We start from the raw sequence: 25,134 nt of genomic DNA on the forward strand, positions 1-25,134 counted from the left end.
CCGATGATGTCCCGCCGTGCCCGCTCAGCGCGGAAAGACCTCGAACTTCGGAGACTTGTCGGTCAGCGACGGCGGCACCCGGTAGTGCCGGAGCGTGAAGCCCATCATCTCCCGGAACGCCGGCGCGGCGACCGCGCCGCCCCCGCCGTCGGGGCTCCAGACGAAGACCGCCACCACGTAGCGCGGCTTCTCCGCCGGGGCCATCCCGATGAACGAGCCGACCTCGCCGGGCTGCTGCTTGCCGTTGTCGTAGCGCAGGCCGGTGCCGGTCTTGCCGGCCACCCGGTAGCCCGGTACGGCGGCGGCCAGCCCGGTGGCCCGTTCCGCCGGGCCGTTGTCGACGGTGGTGACCGCCTCCAGCATCCGGCGCAGCGCCGCCGCGTTGGCGGGGCTGAGCACCGAGCGGGTGGCCGGGGCGGCGCCCGGCGTCCGGGTGCCGTCCGGCCCGATGGTCTCCTTGATCAGGTGCGGCTGCACGTACGTGCCGTTGTTGGCGATCGCGTTGTACGCGGCGGCCATCTGCAACGGCGTGGCGTCCACGCTGTGCCCGATCGGCACCGACCCGTACGCCGATCCGCTCCACTGGTCGGCCGGGAGGATCCGGCCCGGCGCCTCGCCCGGCAGGCCCTCACCGGTCGGCTGGCCCAGCCCGAACCGCTTCTGGTAGTCGATCAGCCGGTCCTTGCCCAGCTTCTCGGCGATCTCGATGGTGCCGACGTTCGACGAGAACGCCAGCATGCCGGGGATGCTCATGGTGCGGCCGTCGGCCGGGTGGGTGTCGCGGAACGTGACGCCGCCCCGGACGATCGTGTTCGCCACCGGGAACGTGGTGTTCGGCGTGATCACGCCCTCCTGGAGCGCGGCGCCGTAGGTGATCGCCTTGTGGATCGAGCCCGGGTCCACCACGAAACTCGTGGCCGCGTCGTCCCGGTCGGCCGGGGAGTTGACCTTCGTCGGGTCGGCCGCGTCGTACGTGGGCTGGCTGGCCTGGGCCAGCACCTCACCGGTCGGCACGTCGATGATCACGGCCGCGGCGACGCTGCCCTTCACCTGGGCTACCTGCTTCGCCAGGATCCGTTGCGTCATGAACTGGAGGTCCCGGTCGAGGGTGAGTTGCAGCGAGCTGCCCGGTTGGGGCTGGGTGGTCCGGCTGTAGCCGCCCGGGATGGGCGCGGCCAGGTCGCCCTGGCCCACCTCGTAGGTCCGCTTGCCGGCCTGACCACGCAGCAGGTCGTCGTACTTGGCCTCCAGGCCCTCCAGGCCGTTCATGTCCTGGCTGACGAAGCCGAGCAGGTTGGCGGCCAGGTCACCGCCGGGCACCTCGCGCCGCTCGTCGCGGTGCACGCCGATGCCGGCCAGGTCGAGCGCCACGATCTGCTTGGCCGTGCCGATCTCGACGCCCCGGGCCAGGTAGACGAACTGGAGGTCGGTGTCGGTGCCGGGCAGCTTGCTCGGCTTCATCTTCTCGGCCAGGTCGGAGGCCGGCACGCCGAGCAGCGGGGAGAGCGCCCGGGCGGTGGCGAACCGGTCCTTGACCTCCGTCGGGTCGGCGAAGACGTACCGGGCCTCGACGCTGTGCGCCAGCGGCTCGCCGGTGCGGTCGAGGATGGCGCCGCGCGGGGCCGGCAGCTCGACCACGGCGAGCCGCTTGGGCAGGCCGCCGTCGGCGTACGCCGGGGTGTCCACGGTCTGGAGGTAGACCAGCCGCATGCCGATGCTGGCGAACAGCGTCAGCGCCAGCACGGTGGCGAGCCGCAGCCGTCGGCGCGGGTCGCCCAGCCGGGGCGGGCGGCGCGGCTTGCGGACCGGCCGGCGGGCCGCCGGGCGGCGCGGGCCGGGCCGGCGACGCGGCGGCGCGTCCTCCTCGTCGTCGAACGGCTCCTGCACCGGGCGGGCCGAGACGGTCCGCACCACGCCGGCCCGGCCACCGGCCGCCGTCGCGCGGCGGCCGGCCCGGGCGCCCTCGGCGGACGCGGCGGGCTCCCGGCGGCCGGCGCGCCCGGCCCGGCCGCCGTCGAGCACCTGCAACGCCGGCCGGAACGGGTCGCCGGACCGGTTGCTGCGGGGGGTACGCCGCTGCTCGGCGCCGCCCTCGCGGATGGTCCGCCCGCGCGGGGTGTACGCCCGCGCGTCGGAGATCCCGCCGACGCCCGGCTCCCGCGGCTCGGCCCCACGCGACGAGCCGCGCCGGGAGCCTGTGGCGTCCCGGCGCGGTTCATCCGATCTCGGCGGCACCGCTCAGCCTCCGTTGCCCTGCTGGCCGGCGCCGGTCGGCGCACCCTCGGCGGGGTGCGGCACGCCGATCGTCCGGCCGTCCGGCAGCCGGATGTAGGCCGGGTCCGCGGACTCGACCAGGCCCAGCTTGCGGGCGTTGGCGGTGAGGTTGCCCGGCGCCTTCTGCTCGGCGATCTCCTTCTTCAGCTCCTGCTCGTCCACGTCGAGCTTGGCCTGCTGCTGCTGGAGCTTCTCCAGGCGGAAGGCGTTCTCGTTGATCTTGGTGTTGACCGCCAGGATGCCGAGCACCCCGCCGACCACGAGCACCAGGATCAGCCCGACGAAGGGCGCCCGCGGCACCCGGATCGGCGGCGGCGGGGCGACCCGCAACCGCGGCGCCGCCGGCGCGGCGGCCCGGGTGCGCTCGGCCGGCCGCAGCGCGGCGCTGCCCTCGGTCGGGTACTCGCGCGCCCCCCGGGCGCGGGTCCCCTCCCGACGGTCGGCCGTCGCCGTCGTGTCCCGCGTGGCGCGCTGCGCCGTGGTCCGGCCCCCCGACCGCGGTGCGCGCTGCCCGACGGCCCCCCGGCCGTCGCGCTTCTCGACGTTCATGTCCCCTCCCCCTCCTCGTCCGTCCCGTTCCCCGGTTGGTGCATCGCCTTCGCCCGGCGGCGGTACCGTTCGCGGTCGGTACGCCCCTGCCTGGTCGCCTCCGGATCGAGCCGCTCCGCGGCCCGCAGCCGCACCGAGGCGGCCCGCGAGTTCGCGGCCACCTCCGCCTCCCCGGGCAGCTCCGCGCCCCGGCTCAGCAGCCGGAACGTCGGACCCGACCCGGGCAGTTCGACCGGAAGGTCGACCGGGCCCTTGCTGCGGACCCGGTCGGCGAGCGCCTGCTTGGTGAGCCGGTCCTCCAGCGAGTGGTAGGACAGGACCACCAGGCGGCCGCCCACGGTGAGCTTGTCCAGAGCGGCCGGCAGCGCCGTCTCCAGCGCTGCCAGTTCTCTGTTTACCTCGATCCGTAAAGCCTGAAACGTTCTCTTTGCCGGGTGTCCGCCGGTTCGACGGGCCGGCGCGGGAATCGCGTCCCGCACCAGCTCGGCCAACCGGGCCGACGACGTGATCCGGGACCGCTCCCGCTCCCGGATGATCGCCGAGGCGACCTTCCCGGCGAACTTCTCCTCGCCGTACACCCGCAGCAGCCGGGCCAGGTCCGGGTGGGAGTAGGTGTTGACCACCTCCTCGGCGGTCACCCCCCGGGTCTGGTCCATCCGCATGTCCAGCGGCGCATCCTGCGCGTACGCGAACCCGCGGTCGGGCGCGTCGAGTTGCAGGGACGAGACGCCGAGATCGAACAGCGCGCTGTCGATCGCCGGGTAGCCGAGCCGGTCGAGCACCTCGGGCAGCTCGTCGTAGACGGCGTGCTCCAGGTGGATCCGGTCGGCGAACCGGGCCAGGCGGACCCGCGCGTGGGCGAGCGCCTCGGTGTCCCGGTCCAGGCCGATCAGGACCGTGTCCGGGTGTGCCGTGAGCACCGCCTCGGCGTGCCCGGCCAGGCCGAGCGTGGCGTCGACGTGGACGGTCCGGCCGGGGCGGGCCAGCGCGGGGGCCAGCAGCTCGAGACACCGCTCGAGCAGCACCGGCACGTGCGTGCCGCGTAGCTCCCCCATGTCGACCCCCACCACTCGAAAACCGTCTGTGTGCACGTGTCCGTCGTCGCCACGACGCCTCGCCATACCGCCAGATCCCCATCCGCTCCCGCCCGCCGGAGGCCGCGGCCCTCCGTCTCGGATCGTGCGCCTGGCACCGGGGAAGGGGTGCCAGGAACTCGAAAGCGGCTGGAGATCTCGCAGTACGTCGGGCGCCGTCACGCCCTACAGACCGCCGGGCAGCACCCCCTCCTCGATGTCGGCGAAGTCGTCTTCGCTCTCCGCGAGGTAGGCCTCCCAGGCCGCCCTGTCCCAGATCTCCACCCGGGTGCTCGCCCCGATCACGACCAGCTCCCGGTCGAGGGCCGCGTAGGACCGCAGGTGGCCGGGAATCGTGACCCGACCCTGCTTGTCCGGCACCTCGTCGTGCGCGCTGGCGAAGAAGACCCGGCTGTAGGCCCGGGCCGCCTTGCTGGTCATCGGCTGCGCGCGCAACTGGTCGGCGATCCGCTGGAACTCGGGCATCGGGAAGACGTAGAGGCAGCGCTCCTGCCCTTTGGTGATCACGACACCCCCCGCCAGCTCGTCCCGGAACTTGGCCGGCAGGATCAACCGGCCTTTGTCGTCCAGGCGCGGAGTGTGGGTGCCGAGGAACATCGGCCCAACCCCCTCGCCCTGAGCGGCGTTCGCGGCGCCGCTGACCCCCCGGGCCGGTGTGGCCCTCCCGGCCTCACCATCGCGCCCCACTCTACTCCACTTCCCTCCACCTGCAACCAGAATCGCCTGGTCGGCGCGGCGTTTCCGCGCGCAAAACCGCACGTCAACCCGGGTGGGGCCCAGTGGAGGGGGTGGCCGCCCCCGGCGGCGGTCCATTACCCGACATCGACCGCCCCCGTCCGGCCGAGCACGCTCCGGCCGTCCGCCGGGCCGTCCCCGGCCGAACGGTTCGCCGTCGGCGGCGATCTGGCGGTCACCGTGGTCCGGTAACCTCGCTCGGGTGACGGACGCGAAGATGCCCTTGCGGGCAAAGGTGGCCAGCTCCGTGTCGCGCACCGCCGCGGCGCTGTCGCGGGCCGCGGGCCGTGGCGACGGCTCGGTGATCGGCGGCTGGATCGGCCTCAAGATCGACCCGGACCTGCTCGCCCACCTCTCGGCCGGGCGGGCCATCGCCCTGGTGTCCGGCACCAACGGCAAGACCACCACCACCCGGCTCACCACCGCCGCGGTCGGCGTGCTGGGCCGGGTCGCCTCCAACGCCTTCGGCGCCAACATGCCCACCGGGCACACCTCGGCGCTGGCCAAGGCCGGCAGCACGCCGTACGCCGTGCTCGAGGTGGACGAGCACTACCTGGCGCAGGTGCTGGAGGCGACCGAGCCGCACGTGGTGGCGCTGCTCAACCTCTCCCGCGACCAGCTCGACCGCGCCAAGGAGGTCGCCATGATGGCGCAGCTCTGGCGCGCCGCCCTGGTCCGGCATCCCGACGTGCGGGTGGTCGCCAACGCCGACGACCCGATGGTGGTCTGGGCCGCCACCCCGCCGGCCGACCCGGCCCAGGGTCACGTGCCGCCGCACGTCACCTGGTTCAGCGCCGGCCAGCGCTGGCACGACGACTCCTGGGTCTGCCCCGAGTGCGGCTCCACCATCCAGCGCTCCGGCGGGCAGTGGTGGTGCACCGGCTGCCCGCTGCGCCGCCCCGAGCCGCAGTGGACGGTGGAGGACGACGGCGTGCTCGACCCCACCGGCGCCTGGCACAAGATCCAGCTCCAGCTCCCCGGCAAGGTCAACCTCGGCAACGCGGCCACCGCGCTGGCGGTCGCCGCCGAGTTCGGCGTACGCCCGGTGGACGCGGTCTCCCGGCTCGGCTCGGTCACCTCGGTGGCCGGCCGCTACGCCCAGGTCGACCGGGACGGGCGCAACATCCGGCTGCTGCTGGCCAAGAACCCGGCGAGCTGGCTGGAGGCGTTCGACATGGCCGACGTCGCGCCGACACTGCTCTCCATCAACGCGCGCGACCCCGACGGGCTGGACACGTCGTGGCTGTTCGACGTCGACTTCTCCCCGCTGGCCGGCCGGCAGGTGCTGATCACCGGCGACCGGGCGTACGACCTGGCGGTGCGGCTCGACGTCAACGGCGTGCCGTTCCGGCACGTGCGCACGTTCGACGAGGCGGTCCGCGCGGTGCCGCCGGGCCGGCTGGAGGTCATCGCCAACTACACCGCCTTCCAGGACATCCGAGCGGAGCTGGACCGTGTCAACTGAGAGCCTGCGCATCGTCTGGGTCTATCCCGACCTGCTGTCCACCTACGGCGACCGGGGCAACGCGCTGATCCTGGCCCGCCGGGCCCAGCTGCGCGGCATGCCGGTCGAGGTGCTGGAGGTCCGCTCCGACCAGCGGCTGCCCGCCACCGCCGACATCTACCTGATCGGCGGCGGCGAGGACGGGCCGCAGGCGCTGGGCGCCCAGCGCCTGCTCGCCGACGGCGGCCTGCACCGGGCGGTGGCCCAGGGCTCGGTGGTGTTCGGCGTCTGCGCCGGCTACCAACTGCTCGGCACCTCGTTCTTCGCCAAGGGCACCCGCTGCCAAGGGCTGGAGCTGCTCGACCTCTCCTCCGACCGGGGTCCGACCCGGGCGGTCGGCGAGCTGGCCGGCGAGGTCGACCCGCGGCTGGGCATCCCGCACCTGACCGGCTTCGAGAACCACGGTGGCCGCACCCATCTCGGTCCGGGCGTGTCGCCGCTGGCCCGGGTCACCGCCGGGGTCGGCAACGACGGCGCCACCGAGGGCGCGTGGCGGGGCAAGCTACTCGGCACCTATTCGCACGGCCCGGCGCTGGCCCGCAACCCCGACCTGGCCGACCTGCTGCTGCGCTGGGCGACCGGCATCCACCAGCTCCCCCCGCTCGACGACACCTGGGCCGACCGGCTCCGGTCCGAGCGCCGCGCCGCGGTGGCCGCCGCCGCCCGGGCATGACCGGGGCCGCCCGGCCGGGGCGGCGACCGGCGGCCCGCCGCCTCGTCGGGTTGCTGGGGCAGCCGTCGGCGCGCCGGTTCGGGCTGCTGCTCCTGTTGCTCGTCGGGTTCGGCGTCACGCTGCTGCTGGTGCCCCGGCCGGACGCGGCCGACCTGCCCCGGCTCGCCGACTCGCTCGGCGGGTACGCCCCGGTCGCGGCAGTGGTCGGCGGCGCGCTGCTGCTGGTCGCGCTCGTGCCCCGGACGTTCGTCACGCTGGCCTCGGGCGCGATCTTCGGCCCGGTGCAGGGTGCCGCGTACGCGCTCGGCGCGGCGCTGCTCGCGGCGGCGCTCGGCTTCGCGGTCGGCCGGCTGCTGGGCCGCGACTTCGTGGCCGAGCGGGTCCGCGGCCGGCTGGCCCGGCTGGACGGCTGGTTCGCCCGGCAGACCGTGTTCGGGGTGATCACCGTCCGGCTGCTGCCGATCGCCGGTTTCGGGCTGGTCAGCTACGGCTACGGCACCACCGCGGCCCGGGTGCTGCCGTTCCTGGCCGGCAGCGTCATCGCCTCCGCCCCGACCGCCATCGGCTACGCCGCGATCGGCGCGGCGGTGAGCAGCCCCGGTTCGATCAACTGGTACGCCGCCGCGCCGGCCAGCCTCGGCCTGATCGCCAGCGTGCTGATCATCCATCGCTGGTGGCGGGCCGAGCGGCAGCGCCGGCTCGGGCCGAGCTGACATGAGCGGCAGCGGGGAGACGCTGCCCGGCGGGTTCATCGCCGAGGTGGTCCGGATCGGGGACACGGTCCGCCGTACCCGGGATCGCGCCCGACCACCTCGGGGTGGACGACCAGGGCCGGCAGGTGCTCGCGCACGTCGACGGCGTGGTCCCGTGGCGCGACCGGGAGGAGCCGGCCTTCTTCGCCGACGCGGCGCTGGCCGGGCTGGCCGGGCTGACCCGGGCGCTGCACGACGCCTGCGCCGGCACCGGGCTGGCCGGCGGCGCGGAGACGGTCTGCCACCGGGATCTGTCCCCGAAGAACACGGTGTACCGGGCCGGACCGGCCGGTCCGGTGCCGGTGGCGCTGCTGGACTGGGACCTCGCCGGTCCGGGCCGGCGCATCGACGACGTGGCGTTCGCCGGCTGGCACTGGGGCACGCTCGGCGGCGACGCCGACCCGGCCGAGCTGGGCCGCCGATGCCGGCTGCTCTGTGACGCCTACGAGGGCGGGGCCGACGGGCTGCTCCCCCGGGCCGAGCTGGTCGCGGTCATCCGGGACCAGATCGGGGCCACCTGGCGAGGCATCGACTCCGGTGCCGACCGGGACGAGCCCGGCATGCGCCGGTTGCGCGCCGCCGGGGCAGTCGAGACGGTACGCGGCTGGCACGAATGGCTGCACCGGCACCGCCCGGAGGTCGAGGCCGCGCTCGGCACGTCGTAACCGTCCCCACCAGGCACGGGCTCGGGTGCACGTCGCCGGCTGCGGTCGCCGGTCGCAGTCGCCGGTCGCAGTCGCAGTCGCGGGTCGCAGTCGCGGTCGCCGGTCGCGGTCGCCGGTCGCGGTCGTCCGGTCATCGGTCCCTCAAGACGCCTTTGGAGCTGATATCAGAAACGACTCAGTCGCGGGCAGCCGGTGCGGGACGGGATGAGTCGTTTCTGATATCAGCTCGACAGGGGCGCGACCCGATCGGTGAACAGCGAGGGCAGGGACCGAGCCGCCGGGACGGACCGGCAACGGAGGACGGGCCACACCCGACGGCGACACCGGCGTGGAGCCACCGGCCGGCACCCGGCACCCGGCACCCGGCACCCGGCACCCGGCACCCGGCAGGATCGGCGGGCCGAGTTGACCGGGCCGGCGCGGTGACCGAACTGCTCGCCGCGGTGATCGTGCACCGCCGCCAGCGGTGCGCGATCGCGGGCGCCAGCGGTGCGCGATCGCGGGCGCGCCCACGCTGGGCGCGCCCGCGACCCGGGTCAGGCGACGACCGAGACCATCCGGCCCTTCACCACGATCACCTTGCGCGGCTCCTTGCCGGCCAGCACGCCGGCGACCGCCTCCAGCGCGACCGCGCGGACCGCGTCCTCGGGCGCGTCTGCCGGCACCTCGACCCGGCCCCGGACCTTGCCGTTGACCTGCACCGGGTAGGTCACCGACTCGGCCACCAGCAGGGCCGGGTCGGCCACCGGGAAGTCCGCGTACGTCAGCGAGGTGTCGTGACCCAGCCGGCGCCACAGCTCCTCGGCGATGTGCGGGGCGAACGGGGCGACCATCAGCACCAGCGGCTCGGCCACCTCGCGCGGCGTCTCGGCCAGTCGGGTCAGGCCGTTGGTCAGCTCGATCAGCTTGGCGATCGCGGTGTTGAACCGGATCCCGTCCATGTCGGCGCGGACCCCGTCGATCACCTTGTGCAGCAGCCGCCGGGTCGCCTCGTCGGCGGGCACGTCGGTGACCCGGGACGCGCCGGTCCGCTCGTCAACGACCGTGCGCCAGACCCGCTGCAGGAACCGGTACGAGCCGACCACCGCCCGGGTCTCCCACGGGCGGGACACCTCCAGCGGGCCCATCGACATCTCGTACACCCGGAACGTGTCCGCGCCGTACGCCGCGCACATCTCGTCCGGGGTGACCACGTTCCGCAGCGACTTGCCCATCTTGCCGTACTCGCGCCTGACCTCGGTCTCGCCGTGGAACCACCGGCCGTCGACCTCGACGACCTCCTCGGCCGGCACGTAGGCGCCGCGCGGGTCGGTGAACGCGTACGCCTGGATGTAGCCCTGGTTGAACAGCCGGCGGTACGGCTCGAACGAGGAGACGTGCCCCAGGTCGAACAGCACCTTGTGCCAGAAGCGGGCGTACAGCAGGTGCAGCACGGCGTGCTCGGCGCCGCCCACGTACAGGTCGGTGCCCCCACAGTCGCCGGGCCGCCGCGGGCCCATCCAGTACGCCTCGTTCTCCGGGTCGGCGAAGCGCTGGGAGGCGGTCGGGTCCACGTAGCGCAGCTCGTACCAGCAGGAGCCGGCCCACTGCGGCATCACGTTGGTCTCCCGGGTGTACCGCTTCGGCCCGTCACCCAGGTCCAGCTCGACCTCGACCCAGTCGCGCCGCCGCGACAGCGGGGTCTCCGGGTTGCTGGCGGCGTCGTCCGGGTCGAACGTCTTCGGCGAGAAGTCGTCCACCTCGGGCAGCTCGACCGGCAGCATCGACTCCGGCAGCGCGATCGGCGCCCCGGTCTCGTCGTACACGATCGGGAACGGCTCGCCCCAGTAGCGCTGCCGGGAGAACAGCCAGTCCCGCAGCCGCCAGGTGGTCGCGCCGACGCCGCGCCCCTCGGCCTCCAGCCAGCCGATGGCCCGGGCCTTCGCGTCGGCCAGCCCCAGGCCGTTCAGGTCCAGGCCGACCGCGGGCGCGGCGCTGTTGATCCGCGGCCCGTCCCCGGTGTACGCCCCGCCGGTGAACCCTTCCGGCGGCTGCACGGTACGCACCACGGGCAGCTCGAAGACCTCGGCGAACGCGTGGTCCCGCTCGTCCTCGGCGGGCACCGCCATGATCGCGCCGGTGCCGTAGCCGGCCAGCACGTAGTCGGCGATGAAGATCGGGACCGGCGTGCCGGTGACCGGGTGGTCGGCGTAGGCGCCGGTGAAGACGCCGGTCTTCTCCCGGGTGTCGGCCTGCCGCTCCATGTCCGTCTTGGCGGCGGCGGCCTTGCGGTACGCCTCGACCGCCTCGCGCGGGCTCGCGTGCCCACCGGTCCAGGCGTCCCGGGTCCCCGCCGGCCAGGCGGCCGGCACCAGCGCGTCGACCAGCTCGTGCTCGGGCGCCAGCACCAGGTAGGTGGCACCGAAGATGGTGTCCGGCCGGGTCGTGAACACCCGCACCGCGGCGGCGTCGGTCGGGAAGTCGATGTGCGCGCCGGTGGACCTGCCGATCCAGTTGCGCTGCATCAGCTTGATCGGCTCGGGCCAGTCCAGCGTGTCCAGGTCGTCCAGCAGCCGGTCACCGTACGCGGTGATCCGCATCATCCACTGCTTCAGGTTGCGCTTGAAGACCGGGAAGTTGCCCCGCTCGGAGCGACCGTCGGCGGTGACCTCCTCGTTGGCCAGCACGGTGCCCAGCCCGGGGCACCAGTTCACCGGCGCCTCGGAGACGTACGCCAGCCGGTGGTCGTCGACGACGCGGCGGCGCTCGGCCACGGTCAGCTCGGCCCAGGGGCGGCCGTCCGGGGTGGGCCGGTTCCCGCCCTCGAACTCGGCGATCAGCTCGGCCACCGGGCGGGCCCGGCGCGCGTCCGCGTCGTACCAGGAGTTGTAGACCTGCAGGAAGATCCACTGCGTCCAGCGGTAGAACTCGGTGTCGATGGTGGCGACCGAGCGCCGCTCGTCGTGGCCCAGCCCCAGCCGGCGCAGCTGCGCCTTGTACCGCGCGATGTTGGCCACCGTGGTGGTCCGCGGGTGGGTGCCGGTCTGCACCGCGTACTGCTCGGCCGGCAGGCCGAACGCGTCGAAGCCCATCGCGTGCAGCACGTTGTGGCCGGCCATCCGCTGGTAGCGGGCGTAGCAGTCGGTGCCGATGTAGCCCAGCGGGTGGCCGACGTGCAGGCCGGCGCCCGACGGGTACGGGAACATGTCCAGCACGTACAGCTTCTCGGCGCCGGCGCGGGGGTGCCCCGGGTCGGCCAGCGGGCCGGTCGGGTTCGGGGCGTGGAAGGTGCCCTCCCGTTCCCAGGTGTCCTGCCAGCGCTGTTCGATCTCCTCGGCCAGGGCGGCGGTGTAGCGGAACGGGGGAATGTCGGTGGCCGGTGCGGCTGCCTCACTCATGGCGTCTCCTCAGGTCTGCTGGGGGCACAAAAAAGCCCCTCGCGCAGGAGGGGCGGCCGTGCTGTCGCGCGTTCAGCGCATCAGCACGGCTCGGTAAGAAGCAGGAAGACTCCGGCCATGGGTCGCAGTGTACCCCGGTCCCCCGTCCGGCGAATATTCCGGGCGTAACCGACCGACCACCTGCGGGAGTCGGCGTTCACGACAAACATGGTTAGCCTGAGAGGCCAGTGAGATGCGTGCGGCAGACGAGGCTCGGCGTCGCGAACCCAACGGCGGGTCCAGGTGCTCTATACAGAGCTGCCGTTCCGGCGACGAGGAGGAGGCCCGTGACACAACAGACCTGGGACGAGGTGGGCGGTCTGCTGCCGCACGACGAGTTCCGTGCCGCCAGCGAGGCCGTCGTGGCCAACATCGAGCAGGTCATCGCGGGCAAGACGGCCACCGTCCGGCTCGCCCTGGCGGTGCTGCTCGCCGAGGGCCACCTGCTCATCGAGGACGTCCCCGGCGTCGGCAAGACCAAGCTGGCCAAGGCGTTGGCCCGCTCCATCGACTGCTCGGTCCGCCGGATCCAGTTCACCCCCGACCTCCTGCCCAGCGACGTCACCGGCGTCAGCGTCTACAACCAGGAGACCCACGACTTCGAGTTCCGGCCCGGCGCGGTCTTCGCCAACCTGGTGGTCGGCGACGAGATCAACCGGGCCTCGCCGAAGACCCAGTCGGCCCTGCTCGAGTGCATGGAGGAGCGACAGGTCACCGTCGACGGGGTGACCTACCAGCTCCAGACGCCGTTCATGGTGATCGCGACGCAGAACCCGATCGAGATGGAGGGCACCTACCCGCTGCCCGAGGCGCAGCGGGACCGGTTCACCGCCCGCATCGCGATGGGCTACCCGGACCCGAGCGCCGAGCTGGCCATGCTGGACGGACACGGCGCCACCGACCCGCTGCCGGCCCTGCGACCGGTCTCCGACGCGGCCACCGTCCGGCGGCTGATCGGCCACGTCCGCCAGGTGCACGTCGCCGACGCCGTCAAGCAGTACGCGATCGACCTGGTGACCGCCACCCGCGAGGCGCCCGACCTGCGACTCGGCGCGTCCCCGCGGGCCACGCTGCAACTGCTGCGCACCGCCCGCGCGGTGGCCGCCCTGGAGGGTCGCGACTACGTCCTCCCGGACGACCTCCAGAACCTCGCGGTGCCGGTGCTGGCGCACCGGATCATCCCGACCGCGGACGCGCAGCTGGCCCGGCGCACCACCGACGCGATCGTCGCCGAGCTGGTGCACCGCCTGCCGTTGCCGCACGACCGGCAGCGCTCGCCGTACGACACCCGGCCCGGCGGGGGCGCCGGCAACGGCAACGGCCAAGGGCCGTTCGAGCCGCGGAGGCCGTGACGTGCGCGACGGGCTGCGCGGGCTGACCACCCGCGGCCGCTCCTTCCTGGCGGCCGCGGTCGCCGCCGCGCTCTCCGCCGGCATCCTCGGCGAGAAGGACCTGCTCCGGGTGGCCGTCCTGCTCGCCGTCCTGCCGCTGCTCGCCGCCGCGTACGTCGGCCGCAGCCGCTACAAGCTGGCCTGCAACCGCACGCTCGAACCGCACCGGGTGCCGGTCGGGGCCAGCTCCCGGGTGGTGCTGCGGCTGCAGAACCTGTCCCGGCTGCCCACCGGCACCCTGCTGCTGGAGGACCGGCTGCCCTACGCGTTGGGCAGCCGGCCCCGGGTGGTGCTGGAACGGCTCGGCGCGCACCAGGCCAGCTCCGTGGCGTACACGGTCCGCGCCGACGTGCGGGGCCGCTACGACGTGGGCCCGCTGGTGATCCGGCTGACCGACCCGTTCGGCCTGTGCGAGCTGACCCGTTCGTTCCCCAGCACCGACCACCTCACGGTGATCCCGCAGGTCGCCGCGCTGCCCGCGGTGCGGCTGCCCGGCGAGTACGCCGGCAGCGGCGACAGCCGGGCCCGCTCGGTGGCCGTGCACGGCGAGGACGACGCCGCCACCCGGGAGTACCGGATGGGCGACGACCTGCGCCGGGTGCACTGGAAGTCGACCGCGCGCACCGGCGAGCTGATGGTGCGCCGCGAGGAGCAACCGTGGGAGAGCCGGGCCACCGTGGTGCTGGACACCCGCGCCGGCGGGCACCGCGGCGAGGGGCCGACGGCCAGCTTCGAGTGGGCCGTCTCGGCGGCCGCCAGCATCGCCGTGCACCTGCGCCAGGCCGGCTACAAGTTGCGCCTGGTCACCGGCAACGGCGTCGACGTGGGCGCCACCGAGGCCGGCGGCGAGGGGCTGCTCCTCGACCATCTCGCCGAGGTGCACCTGGACCGGCGCGGCGAGATCACCGCGCTGGTGCAGCAGGTCCGGCAGCGGGCCGACGGCGGCCTGATCATCGCGCTCCTCGGCACGCTCGGCGACGCCGAGGCTGAGCTGCTGGCCGGGCTGCGTGGCAACGGCGCCACCTGCGTGGCGTTCCTGCTCGACAGCAACACCTGGCTGAACCTGCCGCCGAAGGCGCGGGCCGAGGCGGAGCGGGCGCACGGCAGCGCCGCGCTCGCCCTGCTGCAGAGCGGTTGGCGGGTGATCGGGGTGGAGCACGGCAACCGTCTGCCGGCGCTGTGGCCGCAGGCCGGTCGTGGCTCCCAGGGCTTCGCCCTGCGGGCGGCGCTGGCCGAGACCGTCGCCGGAGGCATGCGATGACCGGAAGGGTGGTTCGGTGACCCCGCACCGCAACATCGGCTTCGTCGCCGCGGCGGCGACGCTGCTGGCGGCGGCCCCGCTGTCGGCGATCTTCGAACGCTGGACGTGGCTGGTCCAGGCGGCCATCGTGGTCGCCGTGGTGGCCGGCGCGGCGACGCTGAGCCGGCTGGGCCGGGCCCCGCTCTGGGGCCAGGTGCTGGCCATGCTGGCCGGCCTGACCCTGGGTCTGACCTGGGTCTTCCCGGGCGGCACCGAGGCGTTCGCGTTCGTGCCGACCCCTGCTACGTTCGCCCACTTCGGCGACCTCCTCCAGACCTCGCTGCAGGACATGCGCGCGTACGGCGTCAAGGTGCCCGACGTCGACTCGCTGCTCTTCCTCGCCGTGCTCGGCATCGGCGCGGTGGCCGTGGTGGTGGACGTGCTCGCGGTCGGGCTGCGCCGGCCGGCGCTGGCCGGGCTGCCGATGCTGGCCATCTACTCGGTGCCGGTGGCGGTCTACGTGGACAGCGTCCCCGCCACCCCGTTCGTGGTGGGCGCCGCCGGCTACCTGTGGCTGCTGGTCACCGACAACGTCGACCGGGTGCGCCGGTTCGGTCGCCGGTTCACCGGCGAGGGCCGCGACGTCGACGTCTGGGAGGCGTCGCCGCTGGCCGCGGCCGGCCGCCGGCTGGCCGTGGTCGGGGTGGTGGTGGCGGTGGCGCTGCCGCTGGCCGTGCCCGGGATGACCGGCGGCCTGATGAACAACGTCGGCGCTGGTCCCGGCGACGGCAACGGGCGGCCCGGCCAGGGCGGCAGCACGGGCCGGATCGACCTGTTCGCCGCGCTCAGCGGCCAGCTCAACCAGAGCGAGCGGTTCGACCTGGTCAAGGTCACCACCGACGAGCCGAACCCGTTCTACCTGCGCCTCGGCGTGGTGGACGATCTGCGGCCGAGCGGTTTCCAGGCGCGCGTGCCCAGCGGGCAGTCGGTGACCCGCGGCCTGCCCGACCCGGCCGAACGCGCCCCGCGCGGCGTCGAGCAGCAGCGCTACCGGGCCACCGTCGAGGTGACGAAGAACCTGAACATGCCGCTGATGCCGGTCTACGCCGAGCCGGTCAAGACCGACGACCTGAGCGGCAACTGGCGCTACGACCCGCAGCAGCAGATCGTCTTCTCCAGCCGGGACAACGCCCGCGGCAAGCGCTACTCCTTCGACTACGTACGGTCGACGTTCAGCCCGGCGGCGCTGCGTGCCGCGCCGTCCCTGCCGTCGGACAGCGCGGTGCTGCGCCAGCAGACCGTCACCCCGTCGGTCCCGGCCGTCGACCGGCTGGTCGAGCGGCTGGTGAAGGGCCGGCAGACCGACTACGACAAGGTACGGGCGGTCTACGACTACTTCTCGGTGGAGAACGGCTTCACCTATGCGCTCTCCACCCGCAACGGCAGCAGCGGGGACGACATCACCGACTTCCTCGCCACCAAGGTCGGCTACTGCCAGCAGTACGCGGCGGCGATGGCCTGGCTGGTGCGGGCCGCCGGCGTACCGGCCCGGGTGGCGGTCGGGTTCACCAACGGCAGCAACACCGGCAACGGCTCGTACGTGCTGACCAACCAGAACCTGCACGCCTGGACCGAGGTCTACTTCGGCGGGATCGGCTGGGTGCCGTTCGACGCCACCCCGGCGGCGAGCATCCCGGGTTCGGTCCGGTCCGCCTGGGCCCCGGACATCGACGCCCCGGAGGAGGTCGCCCCCGTGCCCGGCAGCAGCGCCGCGCCCGACGCGACCGACCCGTCGGCCGGCCCGAACGAGCCGGACCGGCTGGACAAGGACGCCGACCAGGGCCTGGCGGTCGGCGACACCGGGCCGACCCGGCAGAACCCGGTCTGGCCGTGGTGGCTGGCCGGGGCGCTCGCCCTGCTGGCGTTGCTGGCCGTGCCGGCCCTGCGGCGCTCCGCGCTGCGGCGTCGGCGGCGGGTCCGGGCGACCCTGCCGGTGGCCACCGCGGTGGCCGTGCCCGGCCAGCGGGGCAGCAGCCCCGAGATGGTGGTCGGTGTGGACGCCGAGGCGGCCCGCGCCGACGCGCACGCCGCCTGGGACGAACTGCTGGACACCCTTGTCGACTTCCACGTCCGGGTGGACGGCACGGAGACCCCGCGTGCGACCGCCGAGCGGTTGAGCCGGGAGGCGCTGGTCGAGGACGCGGGCGCGGCGACCGGGGTGCGACTGCTGGGCCGGGCCGAGGAACGGGCCCGGTACGCCCGTGACCCGTTGACCGACGCCGAGTTGCAGCCGGCGCTACGGACCGTGCGGGGGGCGCTCGCGGCCCGCGCGAACCGGCGTACCCGGCTGCTGGCCGCGGTGCTGCCGCCGTCGGTGCTGGCGCGGTGGCGGACCGCCCTGGCCGAGCGGTCGGCCCGGCTGGTCATCGCCACCGGTCAGGCACGGCAGCGGATGCTGCGCTGGAACCCGCGTCGCCTCCTGGCCAACCGCCCCGCCCGCTGACACCCCACCCCCTCCCTCCCCGTCGCAGATTCACGGAAAGAGTGGTCATCCGGGCCCGGATGACCACTCTTTCCGTGAATCAGGGGGACAGAAGCACGGGTGGGGGTGACGCGGCGAATGCGCTTGCCGGCTAACGCCGGCAAGCGTCCGTCGCCGCCCCGCCCGGTCCGGGGCGGGGCGTGGTCAGCGGTGGCCCTCCGGGCGCTGCCGCCAGCGGTCCTCCATCCGGTCGAGGAAGGAGCCCCGGCGGCCGCTGCGGCCACGGGGACGACGCCGACTCGTCGTTGTGCCGCCGACCACGTGCAGGTCGGGCGACTGGGACCGGCGGTGCGACTGCACCGCGTAGCCCAACGAGGCCAGCATGACGACGAAGCCCGCCACGGCCACCGCAGGAATCTTGATCACGGCACCGTAGATCAACAGTGCCAGACCAGCGACGACCACGCCGGCAGCGACGAGCACGCGACGCCGCGCGTGGAAACGCGGGTCGCTGGCGCGCACGGCCGAGGCGAACTTGGGATCCTCGGCAAGCGACCGCTCGATCTGCTCGAACAGCCGCTGCTCGTGCTCCGAGAGCGGCACGGCACTCCTCCCCGGTCACGTTGGTCGGCCCGGGCGGGCCGACAGACCGTGGCAGCCAACCGGCTGCTTACCCGCAAGTCTACGAGGGGGCCCGCGCGTCGGAAAGCGGGACGACCTACGGTCGGGTCGGTTTTTCGACTCGTCGTGGATCGCGGCGGCCGAGAAGACTGGCCGGACCTATGACGGACCGCCCGAATCGGGCGGCCGCCGCGTCCGCCGCCGCCTCCGCCTCCCGCCATCCCCGCTCCGGCGCACCCAGGGTGAGCTGCTGCGGCGTCTCCTCCGCCGCGGCCAACCCCTCCATCCGTACGCCGACCAGGCGGACCGCCTCACCCGGGGCGAGAGCGACCCAGAGCGCCCAGGCCGTGTCGAACATCTCCCGGGCGGTGTCGGTCGGCACGCCGAGCGTGCGGGAGCGACTGATCGTGCGGAAATCGGCGAATCGGACCTTCAGCGACACCGTGCGACCCACCTGACCGGCCGCCCGCAGCCGGGCGCCGGCCTTCTCGGCGAGGGCGAGCAGCGCCCGCCGGATCTCGCCCGGGTCGGTGACGTCGGTGTCGAAGGTGACCTCCGCGCCGATCGACTTCTCCACCTGCTCCGGGGAGACCCCGCGCGGGTCCCGCCCCCGGGCCAGCTCGTGCAGGTGCGTCGCGGACGCCTCGCCCACCGCCCGGCGCAGCAGACCGGCCGGCGCCTCGGCCAGGTCGCGCACGGTGCGCAGGCCGAGCCGGCGCAACGCCTCCGCCGAGCGCTCCCCCACCCCCCACAGCGCCGACACCGGCAGCGGGTGCAGGAAGTCCAGCACCCGGTCGGCGGGCACCACGAGCAGGCCGTCCGGCTTGGCCCGGGTGGACCCCAGCTTGGCCACGAACTTGCTCGGCCCCACCCCGACCGAGCAGGTCAGCCGCTGCTCCTCGGCCACCCGGCGGCGGATCAGCGCGGCGATGGCCGCCGGTCGACCGAACAGCCGGCGGGCGCCGGCCACGTCGAGGAACGCCTCGTCCAGGGAGAGCGGCTCGACCAGCGGGGTGACGTCCCGGAAGATCTGCATGACCGCCCGGGACGCGGCCGAGTAGGCGGTGAAGTCGGGCGGCAGGTAGACCGCGTCCGGGCAGAGCGCCCGGGCCCGGGCGGTGGGCATCGCGCTGCGGACCCCGAACACGCGGGCCTCGTAGCTGGCCGAGCTGACCACGCCGCGCGGACCGACGCCGCCCACCACCACCGGCCGGCCGCGCAGCTCGGGGCGGCGGCGCACCTCCACCGAGGCGAAGAACGCGTCCATGTCGACGTGCAGGATCGAACAGCCGGTGTCGTCGGCGTCCGGCCCGAAGCGCGGGTCACCGCCGCCCCGGGGCAACGACTGGCTGCGGCCCATGCCCCGCAGGCTAGCCCGCCGGTCCGACAGCCACGCCGGTCAGCCCCGGCCCACCGGACCGCCGGCCGCCCCCGGCTCCACCGGACCGCCGGTCAGCCCCGGACCACCAGCAGCGGAACGGTCATCTCCGCGGCGGTGTCCGCGCCGTGGTACGCCACCAGCCGCGACACCATCGGCGGCTCGGAGCGCGTGGCGACCACCGCGTACGTGTCCCGGCAGACCACCACCACGTCGCCGATCCGGGCCAGGTGCGCCTCCGGCACCGGCCCGAACCAGCCGGTGGCCACCGCCTCCGCCCGGGTCAGCACGTCGGCCGCCCCGCCCAGCACCCCGGCCCAGGCGGCAACCACGTCCGCCTCGGCGCCCGGCTCGACGTGCAGGTAGCGGACCCGGGGCTCGCCGGCCACCACCCGCACCCCGGCCCGCAGCCGGGGGTCGGCGTCCAGGTCGATCCGGTGCCCGGCGGGGATGTCGAGCTGGCCGTGGTCGGCGGTGACCAGCAGCGCGGCGTCCGGCGGCAACCCGTCCACCAGGCGGGCCAGCAGCGCGTCCACCTCGGCGGCGGCCGACCGCCAGGGCGCCGAGTCGACGCCGCTGAGGTGCCCGTGCCGGTCCAGGTCGGGGTGGTAGCCGGAGACCAGTGTGGGCCCGGTGCCGGCGGCCAACGCGGCCAGCATCCGGACGGCCAGCGCGTCGACCCCGGCGGCGCCCCGGTAGTCGCCGCCCCGGTTGGCGGCCAGCGTCAGGCCGCTGCCGGCGAACTCGGGGCGGCTGACCACTGTCACCGCCACGCCGACGGCGCGGGCCCGCTCGTACCAGGTGGGGACCGGCTGCCAGCGGGACGGGTCGGGGTCGCCGGCCCAGTCGACGTGGGTGAGCACCCGGTCGGTGCCGGGCACCCGGACGGTGAAGCCGAGCACGCCGTGCGCGCCCGACGGGGTGCCGGTGCCGAGGCCGACCAGGCTGGTCGGGGTGGTGGAGGGGAAGCCCGCGGTGAGCGGCGTGCCGGTGGTGGCGGCGAGCCCGGCCAGCGTCGGCGCGTACCGGGCGGCGGTGGGGATCTGGTGCCAGCCGAGGCCGTCGACCAGCAGCACGGCGATCCGGCGTACCCCGGCCAGCCGGGGCGTCAGGCCGAGCAGGTCGACCGCGCCGGGCACGCCGAGCAGCGCGAGCGCGCTGGGTAGCACGTCGACCAGGCTGCCGCCGCCGTAGCGGGGCGCGACCCGGTCGAGCGCGGCCGGGACCGGGCCGGTCATGCCGGGCGGCGGGCGAACAGGTGCAGCTGGGCGGCCAGGTCCCGGTACGGCGGCTTCGCCGCCAGGGCGTACTCCAACTCCAGGAGGGCGGCCGGCTGGCCGTCGGCCACGGCGGCCGGGAGCAGGTCGGCGAGCACGCGTACGCCGTGGGTCTCCTCGACGACGAGCCCGGCGGCGGTGAGCAGCGCGACCGCGCCGTCGGCGTCGTAGCGGCGGCGCAGCGTGTCCCGGCCGCCGGCGGTGCCGTGCGGGTCGGCGGCGAGCGCGGTAGCGGCGTCGAGCTGCCCGTTCATCGCCCGCCCGAGCACGGCGGCGGCCCGCGCGGCGACCAGCACGCTGGCCGCGCCGCCGGGTCGCAGCGCGCCGGCCAGCGCCGCGATCACCGGCTCCGGTTCGTCGACGACCTCCAGGACGGAGTGGCAGAGCACCAGGTCCACCGAGGCCGGTTCGACCAGCCCGGCGAGCGCGTCGGCGTCGCCCTGCGTCGCGCGTACCCGATCGGCGACCCCGGCCTCGGCGGCCCGGCGGGTCAGCGCGGCGAGCGCGTCGGGGCTGGCGTCGACCACGGTGACCCGGTGGCCGGCCTCGGCGAGCGGGACGGCGAAGCCGCCGGTCCCGCCGCCGACGTCGAGCACGGCGAGCCGTTCGTCGGCCCGCCGGCCCAGCTCGGCCCGGAGCACCGCCCAGATCACGGCGGTGCGGGGGGTGAGGGTTCGGGTCTGCTCCACCCCGCCGAGCCTAGGGGTCAGGACTCGCCGCCGCCCGCCGGGTCCTCCTCGGCGCGGGAGCGCTGGGCGTTGGCCACCGGGCCGTCGGTCACCTGGTGCTCGCGCGGCTCGATCTCGTGGGTGGGCGCCCACCCGGCGCCGAGCCGGGTCCGTCGGGCGTTGGCCACGCCACCGGGGTACGTGCTGTGAAAGGTCATCTGGTTCATCCCCCATACCCGGGTGAGCCACTCTGCCCACCCGTGTCCGGGAGTCTCCCGTGTCCGGCCCCGGGAAACCGTAATGTGGATCACTACGGTCAACGGAAATCCCGGGACGCCGGCGTGACGGGCGGCTCGATCGCGTCCAGCCGGTCCGCGGTGAGGTTCGTGACGCCCTCGTGCCGCTGCAACCGGCCCCGCACCACCAGCGCGCCGCTGGTGCGGGCGATTCGACGGTAGCGCTGCCACAGCCCCGGCGAACACGTGACGTTGAGCATGCCGGTCTCGTCCTCCAGGTTGAGGAACGTGACCCCGCCGGCAGTCGCCGGCCGCTGCCGGTGGGTGACGATCCCGCCGACCCGGATCCGCCGCCCGGGCGGCACCTGGCCGAGCCGGGCGATCGGCACCGCGCCCAGTGCGTCCAGCCGGTCGCGGAGGAACCGGGCCGGGTGGCTGTCCGGGGACAGGCCGGTGGCCCAGACGTCGGCGACCAGCCGGTCCACCGCCGCCATGCCGGGCAGCGTGGGCGGGTCCGCGCCGGTCACCGTGCCGGGCAGCCGGCCGGGCCGGTCCTGGGCCGCCGCGCCGGCGGCCCAGAGGGCCTGCCGCCGGGTCAGCCCGAAGCAGGCGAACGCATCAGCGGTGGCCAGCGCCTCCAGCTGGGCCGCGGTCAGACCGGTCCGCCGGGCCAGGTCCGGCATGTCCCGGTACGGCCCGTGCGCGGCCCGCTCCGCCTCGATCCGCTCGGCCGCGTCCTCGCCGAGGGTACGGACGCTGCCCAGCCCCAACCGGACCGCCGGGCCACCCAGCCCCCAGGCGTGCGGCGGCTCCCCCGGCAGGCTCCCCCACCGGGTCTCCGGCGTCGACTCCAGCACCGCCTTGGCGCCACTGGCGTTGATGTCCGGCCGGCGCACCTCCACACCGTGCCGGCGGGCGTCGTCGGCGAGCGTCTGCGGCGAGTAGAAGCCCATCGGCTGGGCGTTGAGCAGCGCGGCCAGGAACGGGCCCGGGTGGTAGCGCTTGAGCCACGAGCTGGCGTACACCAGGTAGGCGAAGCTCATCGCGTGGCTCTCCGGGAAGCCGTAGCTGGCGAACGCGGTGAGCTTGCGGTAGACGTCGTCGGCCAGCTCGCCGGTGATGCCCCGCTCGGCCATCCCGGCGTAGAGCCGGTCGGCGATCCGCGCCATCCGCTCCACCGAGCGTTTCGCCCCCATGGCCCGGCGCAACTGGTCGGCGCCGGCCGCGTCGAAGCCGGCCAGGTCGATGGCGAGCTGCATGAGCTGCTCCTGGAACAGCGGCACGCCGAGCGTCTTCTCCAACGCGTTGCGCATCAGCGGGTGCGCGTACGTGACCGGCTCCTGGCCGTTCTTGCGCCGGATGTACGGGTGCACCGAGCCGCCCTGGATCGGGCCGGGCCGGATCAGCGCCACCTCCACCACCAGGTCGTAGAACTCGCGGGGCTTGAGCCGGGGCAGCGTGGCCATCTGGGCCCGGCTCTCCACCTGGAACACGCCGACCGAGTCGGCCCGGCAGAGCATGTCGTAGACCTCGGGGTCGTCGAGCGTCATCCCGCCCAGGTCCAGGCTCATCCCGATCAGGTCGTAGCCGTAGTGCAGCGCGGACAGCATGCCGAGGCCGAGCAGGTCGAACTTGACCAGGCCGACCGCGGCGCAGTCGTCCTTGTCCCACTGGAGCACGCTGCGCCCCGGCATCCGGCCCCACTCCACCGGGCAGACCTCGATCACCGGCCGGTCGCAGATCACCATGCCGCCGGAGTGGATGCCCAGGTGCCGGGGGAACGTCTGCAACTCGTTGGCGTACGCCACCACCTGCTCGGGGATGTCCGCCACGTCGACCGCGGCGACCGAACCCCACCTGTCGATCTGCTTGCTCCAGGCGTCCTGCTGGCCGGGCGAGAAGCCGAACGCCTTCGCCACGTCCCGCACCGCCGACCGCGGCCGGTAGGAGATGACGTTGGCGACCTGGGCGGTGTGCTCCCGGCCGTAGCGGGCGTAGACGTGCTGGATCACCTCCTCCCGGCGGTCGGACTCGATGTCCACGTCGATGTCGGGCGGGCCGTCCCGTTCCGGGGCGAGGAACCGCTCGAACAGCAGCCGGTGCCGGACCGCGTCCACGTTGGTGATGCGCAGCGCGTAGCAGACCGCCGAGTTGGCCGCCGACCCCCGACCCTGGCAGTAGATGTCCTGCTCGCGGCAGAACGAGACGATGTCGTAGACCACCAGGAAGTAGCCGGGGAAGCCCAGCTCGTCGATCATCCGCAGCTCGTGCTCCAGCTGCGCGTACGCCTCCGGGTGCGCCTCCGGCGGGCCGTAGCGCTCCCGGGCGCCGGCCATGGTCAGCCGCCGCAGCCAGCTCATCTCCGTGTGCCCCGCCGGCACCGGGTACGCCGGCAGTTGCGGCGCAACCAGGTGCAGGTCGAACGCGAGTTCCGCGCCGAACTCCGCGGCCCGGGCCACCGCACCCGGGTACGCGGCGAACCGCGCCGCCATCTCCGCGCCGCTGCGCAGGTGGGCGGTGGCCGCGGCGGGCAGCCAGCCGTCGATCTCGTCCAGGCTGCGCCGCGCCCGGACCGCCGCCACGGTGGTGGCCAGCCGACGCCGCCCCGGGGTGGCGTAGTGCACGTTGTTCGTGGCCACCGTGGGCAGCCCGGCCGCGGCGGCCAGCTCGGCGAGCGCGTCGTTGCGGTCCGCGTCCACCGGATGCCCGTGGTCGGTCAGCTCCACCGCCACCGTCTCCGCGCCGAACAGCGCGGTGAGCCGGTCCAGCTCCCGGGCCGCCGCGTCGACCCCCTCGGTGAGCAGCGCGGCCGGCACGTGCCCCTTGCGGCAGCCGGTGAGCACCAGCACGTGGTCCTTCAGCTCTACGGCGAGCTGTTCCAGCTCGCCGTAGACCGGGCGGCCCTTCTCCCCACCGCGCAACTGGGCCCGGGAGATGGTGGCGGCGAGGCGCGCGTACCCCTCGTGCCCGTGCGCGAGCACCAGCAGGTGCCGGCCGAGCGGGTCGGGCTCGCCGTTCTGCGGGCCGGGCAGCCCGAGCGAGAGTTCCGCCCCGACGATCGTCGGCAGCCGCAGCGCGCGGGCCGCCTCGGCGAAGCGCACCACGCCGTAGAAGCCGTCGTGGTCGGTCACGGCGAGCGCGGTGAGCCCCAGCCGGGCGGCCTCCTCGGCCATCTCCTCGGGGTGGCTGGCCCCGTCGAGGAAACTGAAGTTGGAGTGCGCGTGCAGCTCCGCGTAGGGCACCGTGCCGTCCGGGCGGTCCAGCTCCGGCGGTTGGTACTCCTCGCGTCTGCGGCTCCAGGCCGGGGCGTCACCGCCGTCGGCGTCGACCGCCAGCGGGTCCACCACGTGCAGGTGCCGCTCGCCCCTGCCTCGCTCGTCCTTCCCGTCCTCGGCCCGCCCGGAGAGCACCTGCTCCAGCTTCGACCAGGGCATCTTCGGATTGTGGAAGCTCATCCCGCGCTCCCCCGCCCGGCCCTCACCGAGATCTTGGAAGATTTCGGCCCCCGGAGGGGCCACCAGCTTCCAAGATCTCCCATGTCGGCCGGTCGAAGGCCGGCCTCGGTGGTGGTGGCCGCAGGGACGGCGGCAGTTCGGCCGGGCGACTCGTCTACGCCATCACGTTCGTAGGCTCCGCAGGGTGGAAACCGGCGCGGCGCGTCGGCATGCCGCGGAACCGAGGCACGCCGCTCAGTCATAGATGGCCTCCACCAGCCACTGCCCGCCCTCGACGGCGAGCAGCAGGGCCGTACCGTCGACCAGGCAGACCTGGAACCGGGCCCGACGGCGGGTCTCGGCCGGCGCCCACCAGCGCTCGTCCACCGGCCACGGGCCGACCCACCCGGAGATCTCGGCCGGCCGGCCGGTGCCCACGGTCAGCCGGGCCGGCGCCGCGCTGACCACCAGCCGGGCGCTCACCACGACCGGTTCCCCCGCCGCGTCGTGCACCTCGGCCGCCAGCGGGGTGGGCAGGACCACGGCCGGCGCCGGCGGCGGGATCCGCCCCGGCCACGGCGGCTCGGGCACCGCCCTGGCCCGGCCGATCCGGCGACCGGCCCGCACCGCCATCCGGCCCGAATCGACGGACCCGACCGGCACGAAGGCCGACTCGACGGACCCAACCGGCGCGCGGCCCGACTCGACGGACCCAACCGGCGCGCGGCCCGACTCGACGGACCCG

At 74.7% G+C, this 25,134-nt stretch carries 18 protein-coding genes and 1 pseudogene; 7 read left to right on the forward strand and 12 right to left on the reverse strand.

Annotated elements, in window-relative coordinates:
- Nucleotides 1-24 precede the first annotated feature (24 nt).
- The 4 genes from ACH495_RS21155 to mraZ form a co-directional block, all read right to left on the reverse strand.
- Complete coding sequence (locus tag ACH495_RS21155) at nucleotides 25-2,235, reverse strand: peptidoglycan D,D-transpeptidase FtsI family protein (RefSeq protein WP_396859430.1); 2,211 nt, start codon at nucleotides 2,233-2,235, stop codon at nucleotides 25-27.
- Between the two features lie 3 nt (nucleotides 2,236-2,238).
- Nucleotides 2,239-2,823, reverse strand: a complete 585-nt coding sequence (locus ACH495_RS21160; protein WP_396859431.1) for a hypothetical protein — start codon at nucleotides 2,821-2,823, stop codon at nucleotides 2,239-2,241.
- Nucleotides 2,820-3,878 (reverse strand): 16S rRNA (cytosine(1402)-N(4))-methyltransferase RsmH, encoded by a 1,059-nt coding sequence (gene rsmH / locus ACH495_RS21165; RefSeq protein WP_396859562.1) that lies wholly within the window; start codon nucleotides 3,876-3,878, stop codon nucleotides 2,820-2,822. Before rsmH ends, ACH495_RS21160 begins: the two co-directional genes overlap by 4 nt.
- A gap of 204 nt (nucleotides 3,879-4,082) precedes the next feature.
- Entirely contained in the window at nucleotides 4,083-4,514 is a 432-nt protein-coding gene (gene mraZ, locus ACH495_RS21170; protein WP_091060154.1) for a division/cell wall cluster transcriptional repressor MraZ, read from the reverse strand.
- Between the two features lie 355 nt (nucleotides 4,515-4,869).
- Between mraZ and ACH495_RS21175 the strand changes: the two genes are divergently transcribed.
- From ACH495_RS21175 to ACH495_RS21190, 4 genes are all read left to right on the forward strand, one after another.
- The gene (locus tag ACH495_RS21175) at nucleotides 4,870-6,117 is read left to right on the forward strand and encodes a MurT ligase domain-containing protein (RefSeq protein ID WP_343447696.1); all 1,248 of its coding nucleotides are present in this window, start codon (nucleotides 4,870-4,872) and stop codon (nucleotides 6,115-6,117) included.
- On the forward strand, nucleotides 6,107-6,829 hold the full coding sequence (locus ACH495_RS21180) for a type 1 glutamine amidotransferase (RefSeq protein WP_396859432.1): 723 nt from the start codon (nucleotides 6,107-6,109) through the stop codon (nucleotides 6,827-6,829). Before ACH495_RS21175 ends, ACH495_RS21180 begins: the two co-directional genes overlap by 11 nt.
- Complete coding sequence (locus ACH495_RS21185; protein ID WP_396859433.1) at nucleotides 6,826-7,542, forward strand: TVP38/TMEM64 family protein; 717 nt, start codon at nucleotides 6,826-6,828, stop codon at nucleotides 7,540-7,542. Before ACH495_RS21180 ends, ACH495_RS21185 begins: the two co-directional genes overlap by 4 nt.
- A gap of 83 nt (nucleotides 7,543-7,625) precedes the next feature.
- The gene (locus ACH495_RS21190; protein WP_396859563.1) at nucleotides 7,626-8,246 is read left to right on the forward strand and encodes a phosphotransferase; all 621 of its coding nucleotides are present in this window, start codon (nucleotides 7,626-7,628) and stop codon (nucleotides 8,244-8,246) included.
- 536 nt (nucleotides 8,247-8,782) lie between these two features.
- On the opposite strand, the gene leuS is transcribed toward ACH495_RS21190, so the two are convergent.
- Complete coding sequence (gene leuS, locus ACH495_RS21195; protein WP_396859434.1) at nucleotides 8,783-11,623, reverse strand: leucine--tRNA ligase; 2,841 nt, start codon at nucleotides 11,621-11,623, stop codon at nucleotides 8,783-8,785.
- A 326-nt stretch (nucleotides 11,624-11,949) separates the two neighbouring features.
- Here leuS and ACH495_RS21200 point away from each other — a divergent pair, with 326 nt between their 5' ends.
- The 3 genes from ACH495_RS21200 to ACH495_RS21210 are packed head-to-tail and all read left to right on the forward strand — an operon-like array spanning nucleotide 11,950 to nucleotide 16,796.
- Nucleotides 11,950-13,014: an AAA family ATPase gene (locus ACH495_RS21200; protein ID WP_396859435.1), complete on the forward strand. Its 1,065-nt coding sequence runs from the start codon at nucleotides 11,950-11,952 to the stop codon at nucleotides 13,012-13,014.
- A gap of 1 nt (nucleotide 13,015) precedes the next feature.
- Nucleotides 13,016-14,314 carry a DUF58 domain-containing protein gene (locus ACH495_RS21205; RefSeq protein WP_396859436.1) on the forward strand — a complete coding sequence of 433 codons (1,299 nt, stop codon included), beginning with the start codon at nucleotides 13,016-13,018 and terminating at the stop codon, nucleotides 14,312-14,314.
- 16 nt (nucleotides 14,315-14,330) lie between these two features.
- A complete protein-coding gene (locus ACH495_RS21210; protein WP_396859437.1) occupies nucleotides 14,331-16,796 on the forward strand; it encodes a DUF3488 and DUF4129 domain-containing transglutaminase family protein in 2,466 nt (821 codons plus the stop codon).
- Between the two features lie 183 nt (nucleotides 16,797-16,979).
- On the opposite strand, the gene ACH495_RS21215 is transcribed toward ACH495_RS21210, so the two are convergent.
- From ACH495_RS21215 to ACH495_RS21245, 7 genes and pseudogenes are all read right to left on the reverse strand, one after another.
- Nucleotides 16,980-17,378, reverse strand: a complete 399-nt coding sequence (locus ACH495_RS21215; protein ID WP_107162615.1) for a DUF3040 domain-containing protein — start codon at nucleotides 17,376-17,378, stop codon at nucleotides 16,980-16,982.
- A 115-nt stretch (nucleotides 17,379-17,493) separates the two neighbouring features.
- The gene (locus ACH495_RS21220; RefSeq protein ID WP_396859438.1) at nucleotides 17,494-18,756 is read right to left on the reverse strand and encodes a DNA polymerase IV; all 1,263 of its coding nucleotides are present in this window, start codon (nucleotides 18,754-18,756) and stop codon (nucleotides 17,494-17,496) included.
- Nucleotides 18,757-18,848: 92 nt separating this feature from the next.
- On the reverse strand, nucleotides 18,849-20,012 hold the full coding sequence (locus ACH495_RS21225; RefSeq protein ID WP_396859439.1) for an alkaline phosphatase family protein: 1,164 nt from the start codon (nucleotides 20,010-20,012) through the stop codon (nucleotides 18,849-18,851).
- Nucleotides 20,009-20,740, reverse strand: coding sequence for a methyltransferase domain-containing protein (locus ACH495_RS21230; RefSeq protein ID WP_396859440.1), 732 nt, complete (start codon nucleotides 20,738-20,740; stop codon nucleotides 20,009-20,011). Before ACH495_RS21230 ends, ACH495_RS21225 begins: the two co-directional genes overlap by 4 nt.
- Before the next feature lie 17 nt (nucleotides 20,741-20,757).
- Entirely contained in the window at nucleotides 20,758-20,937 is a 180-nt protein-coding gene (locus ACH495_RS21235) for a hypothetical protein (protein WP_089157237.1), read from the reverse strand.
- A 98-nt stretch (nucleotides 20,938-21,035) separates the two neighbouring features.
- Nucleotides 21,036-24,410, reverse strand: a complete 3,375-nt coding sequence (locus ACH495_RS21240) for an error-prone DNA polymerase (RefSeq protein ID WP_396859441.1) — start codon at nucleotides 24,408-24,410, stop codon at nucleotides 21,036-21,038.
- Nucleotides 24,411-24,644: 234 nt separating this feature from the next.
- A pseudogene (locus ACH495_RS21245) lies at nucleotides 24,645-25,082 on the reverse strand (DNA polymerase Y family protein); the annotation flags it as partial.
- Nucleotides 25,083-25,134 lie beyond the last annotated feature (52 nt).

Origin of the sequence: Micromonospora sp. NPDC018662, assembly GCF_044391475.1 — a bacterium.
GTDB lineage: Bacteria > Actinomycetota > Actinomycetes > Mycobacteriales > Micromonosporaceae > Micromonospora.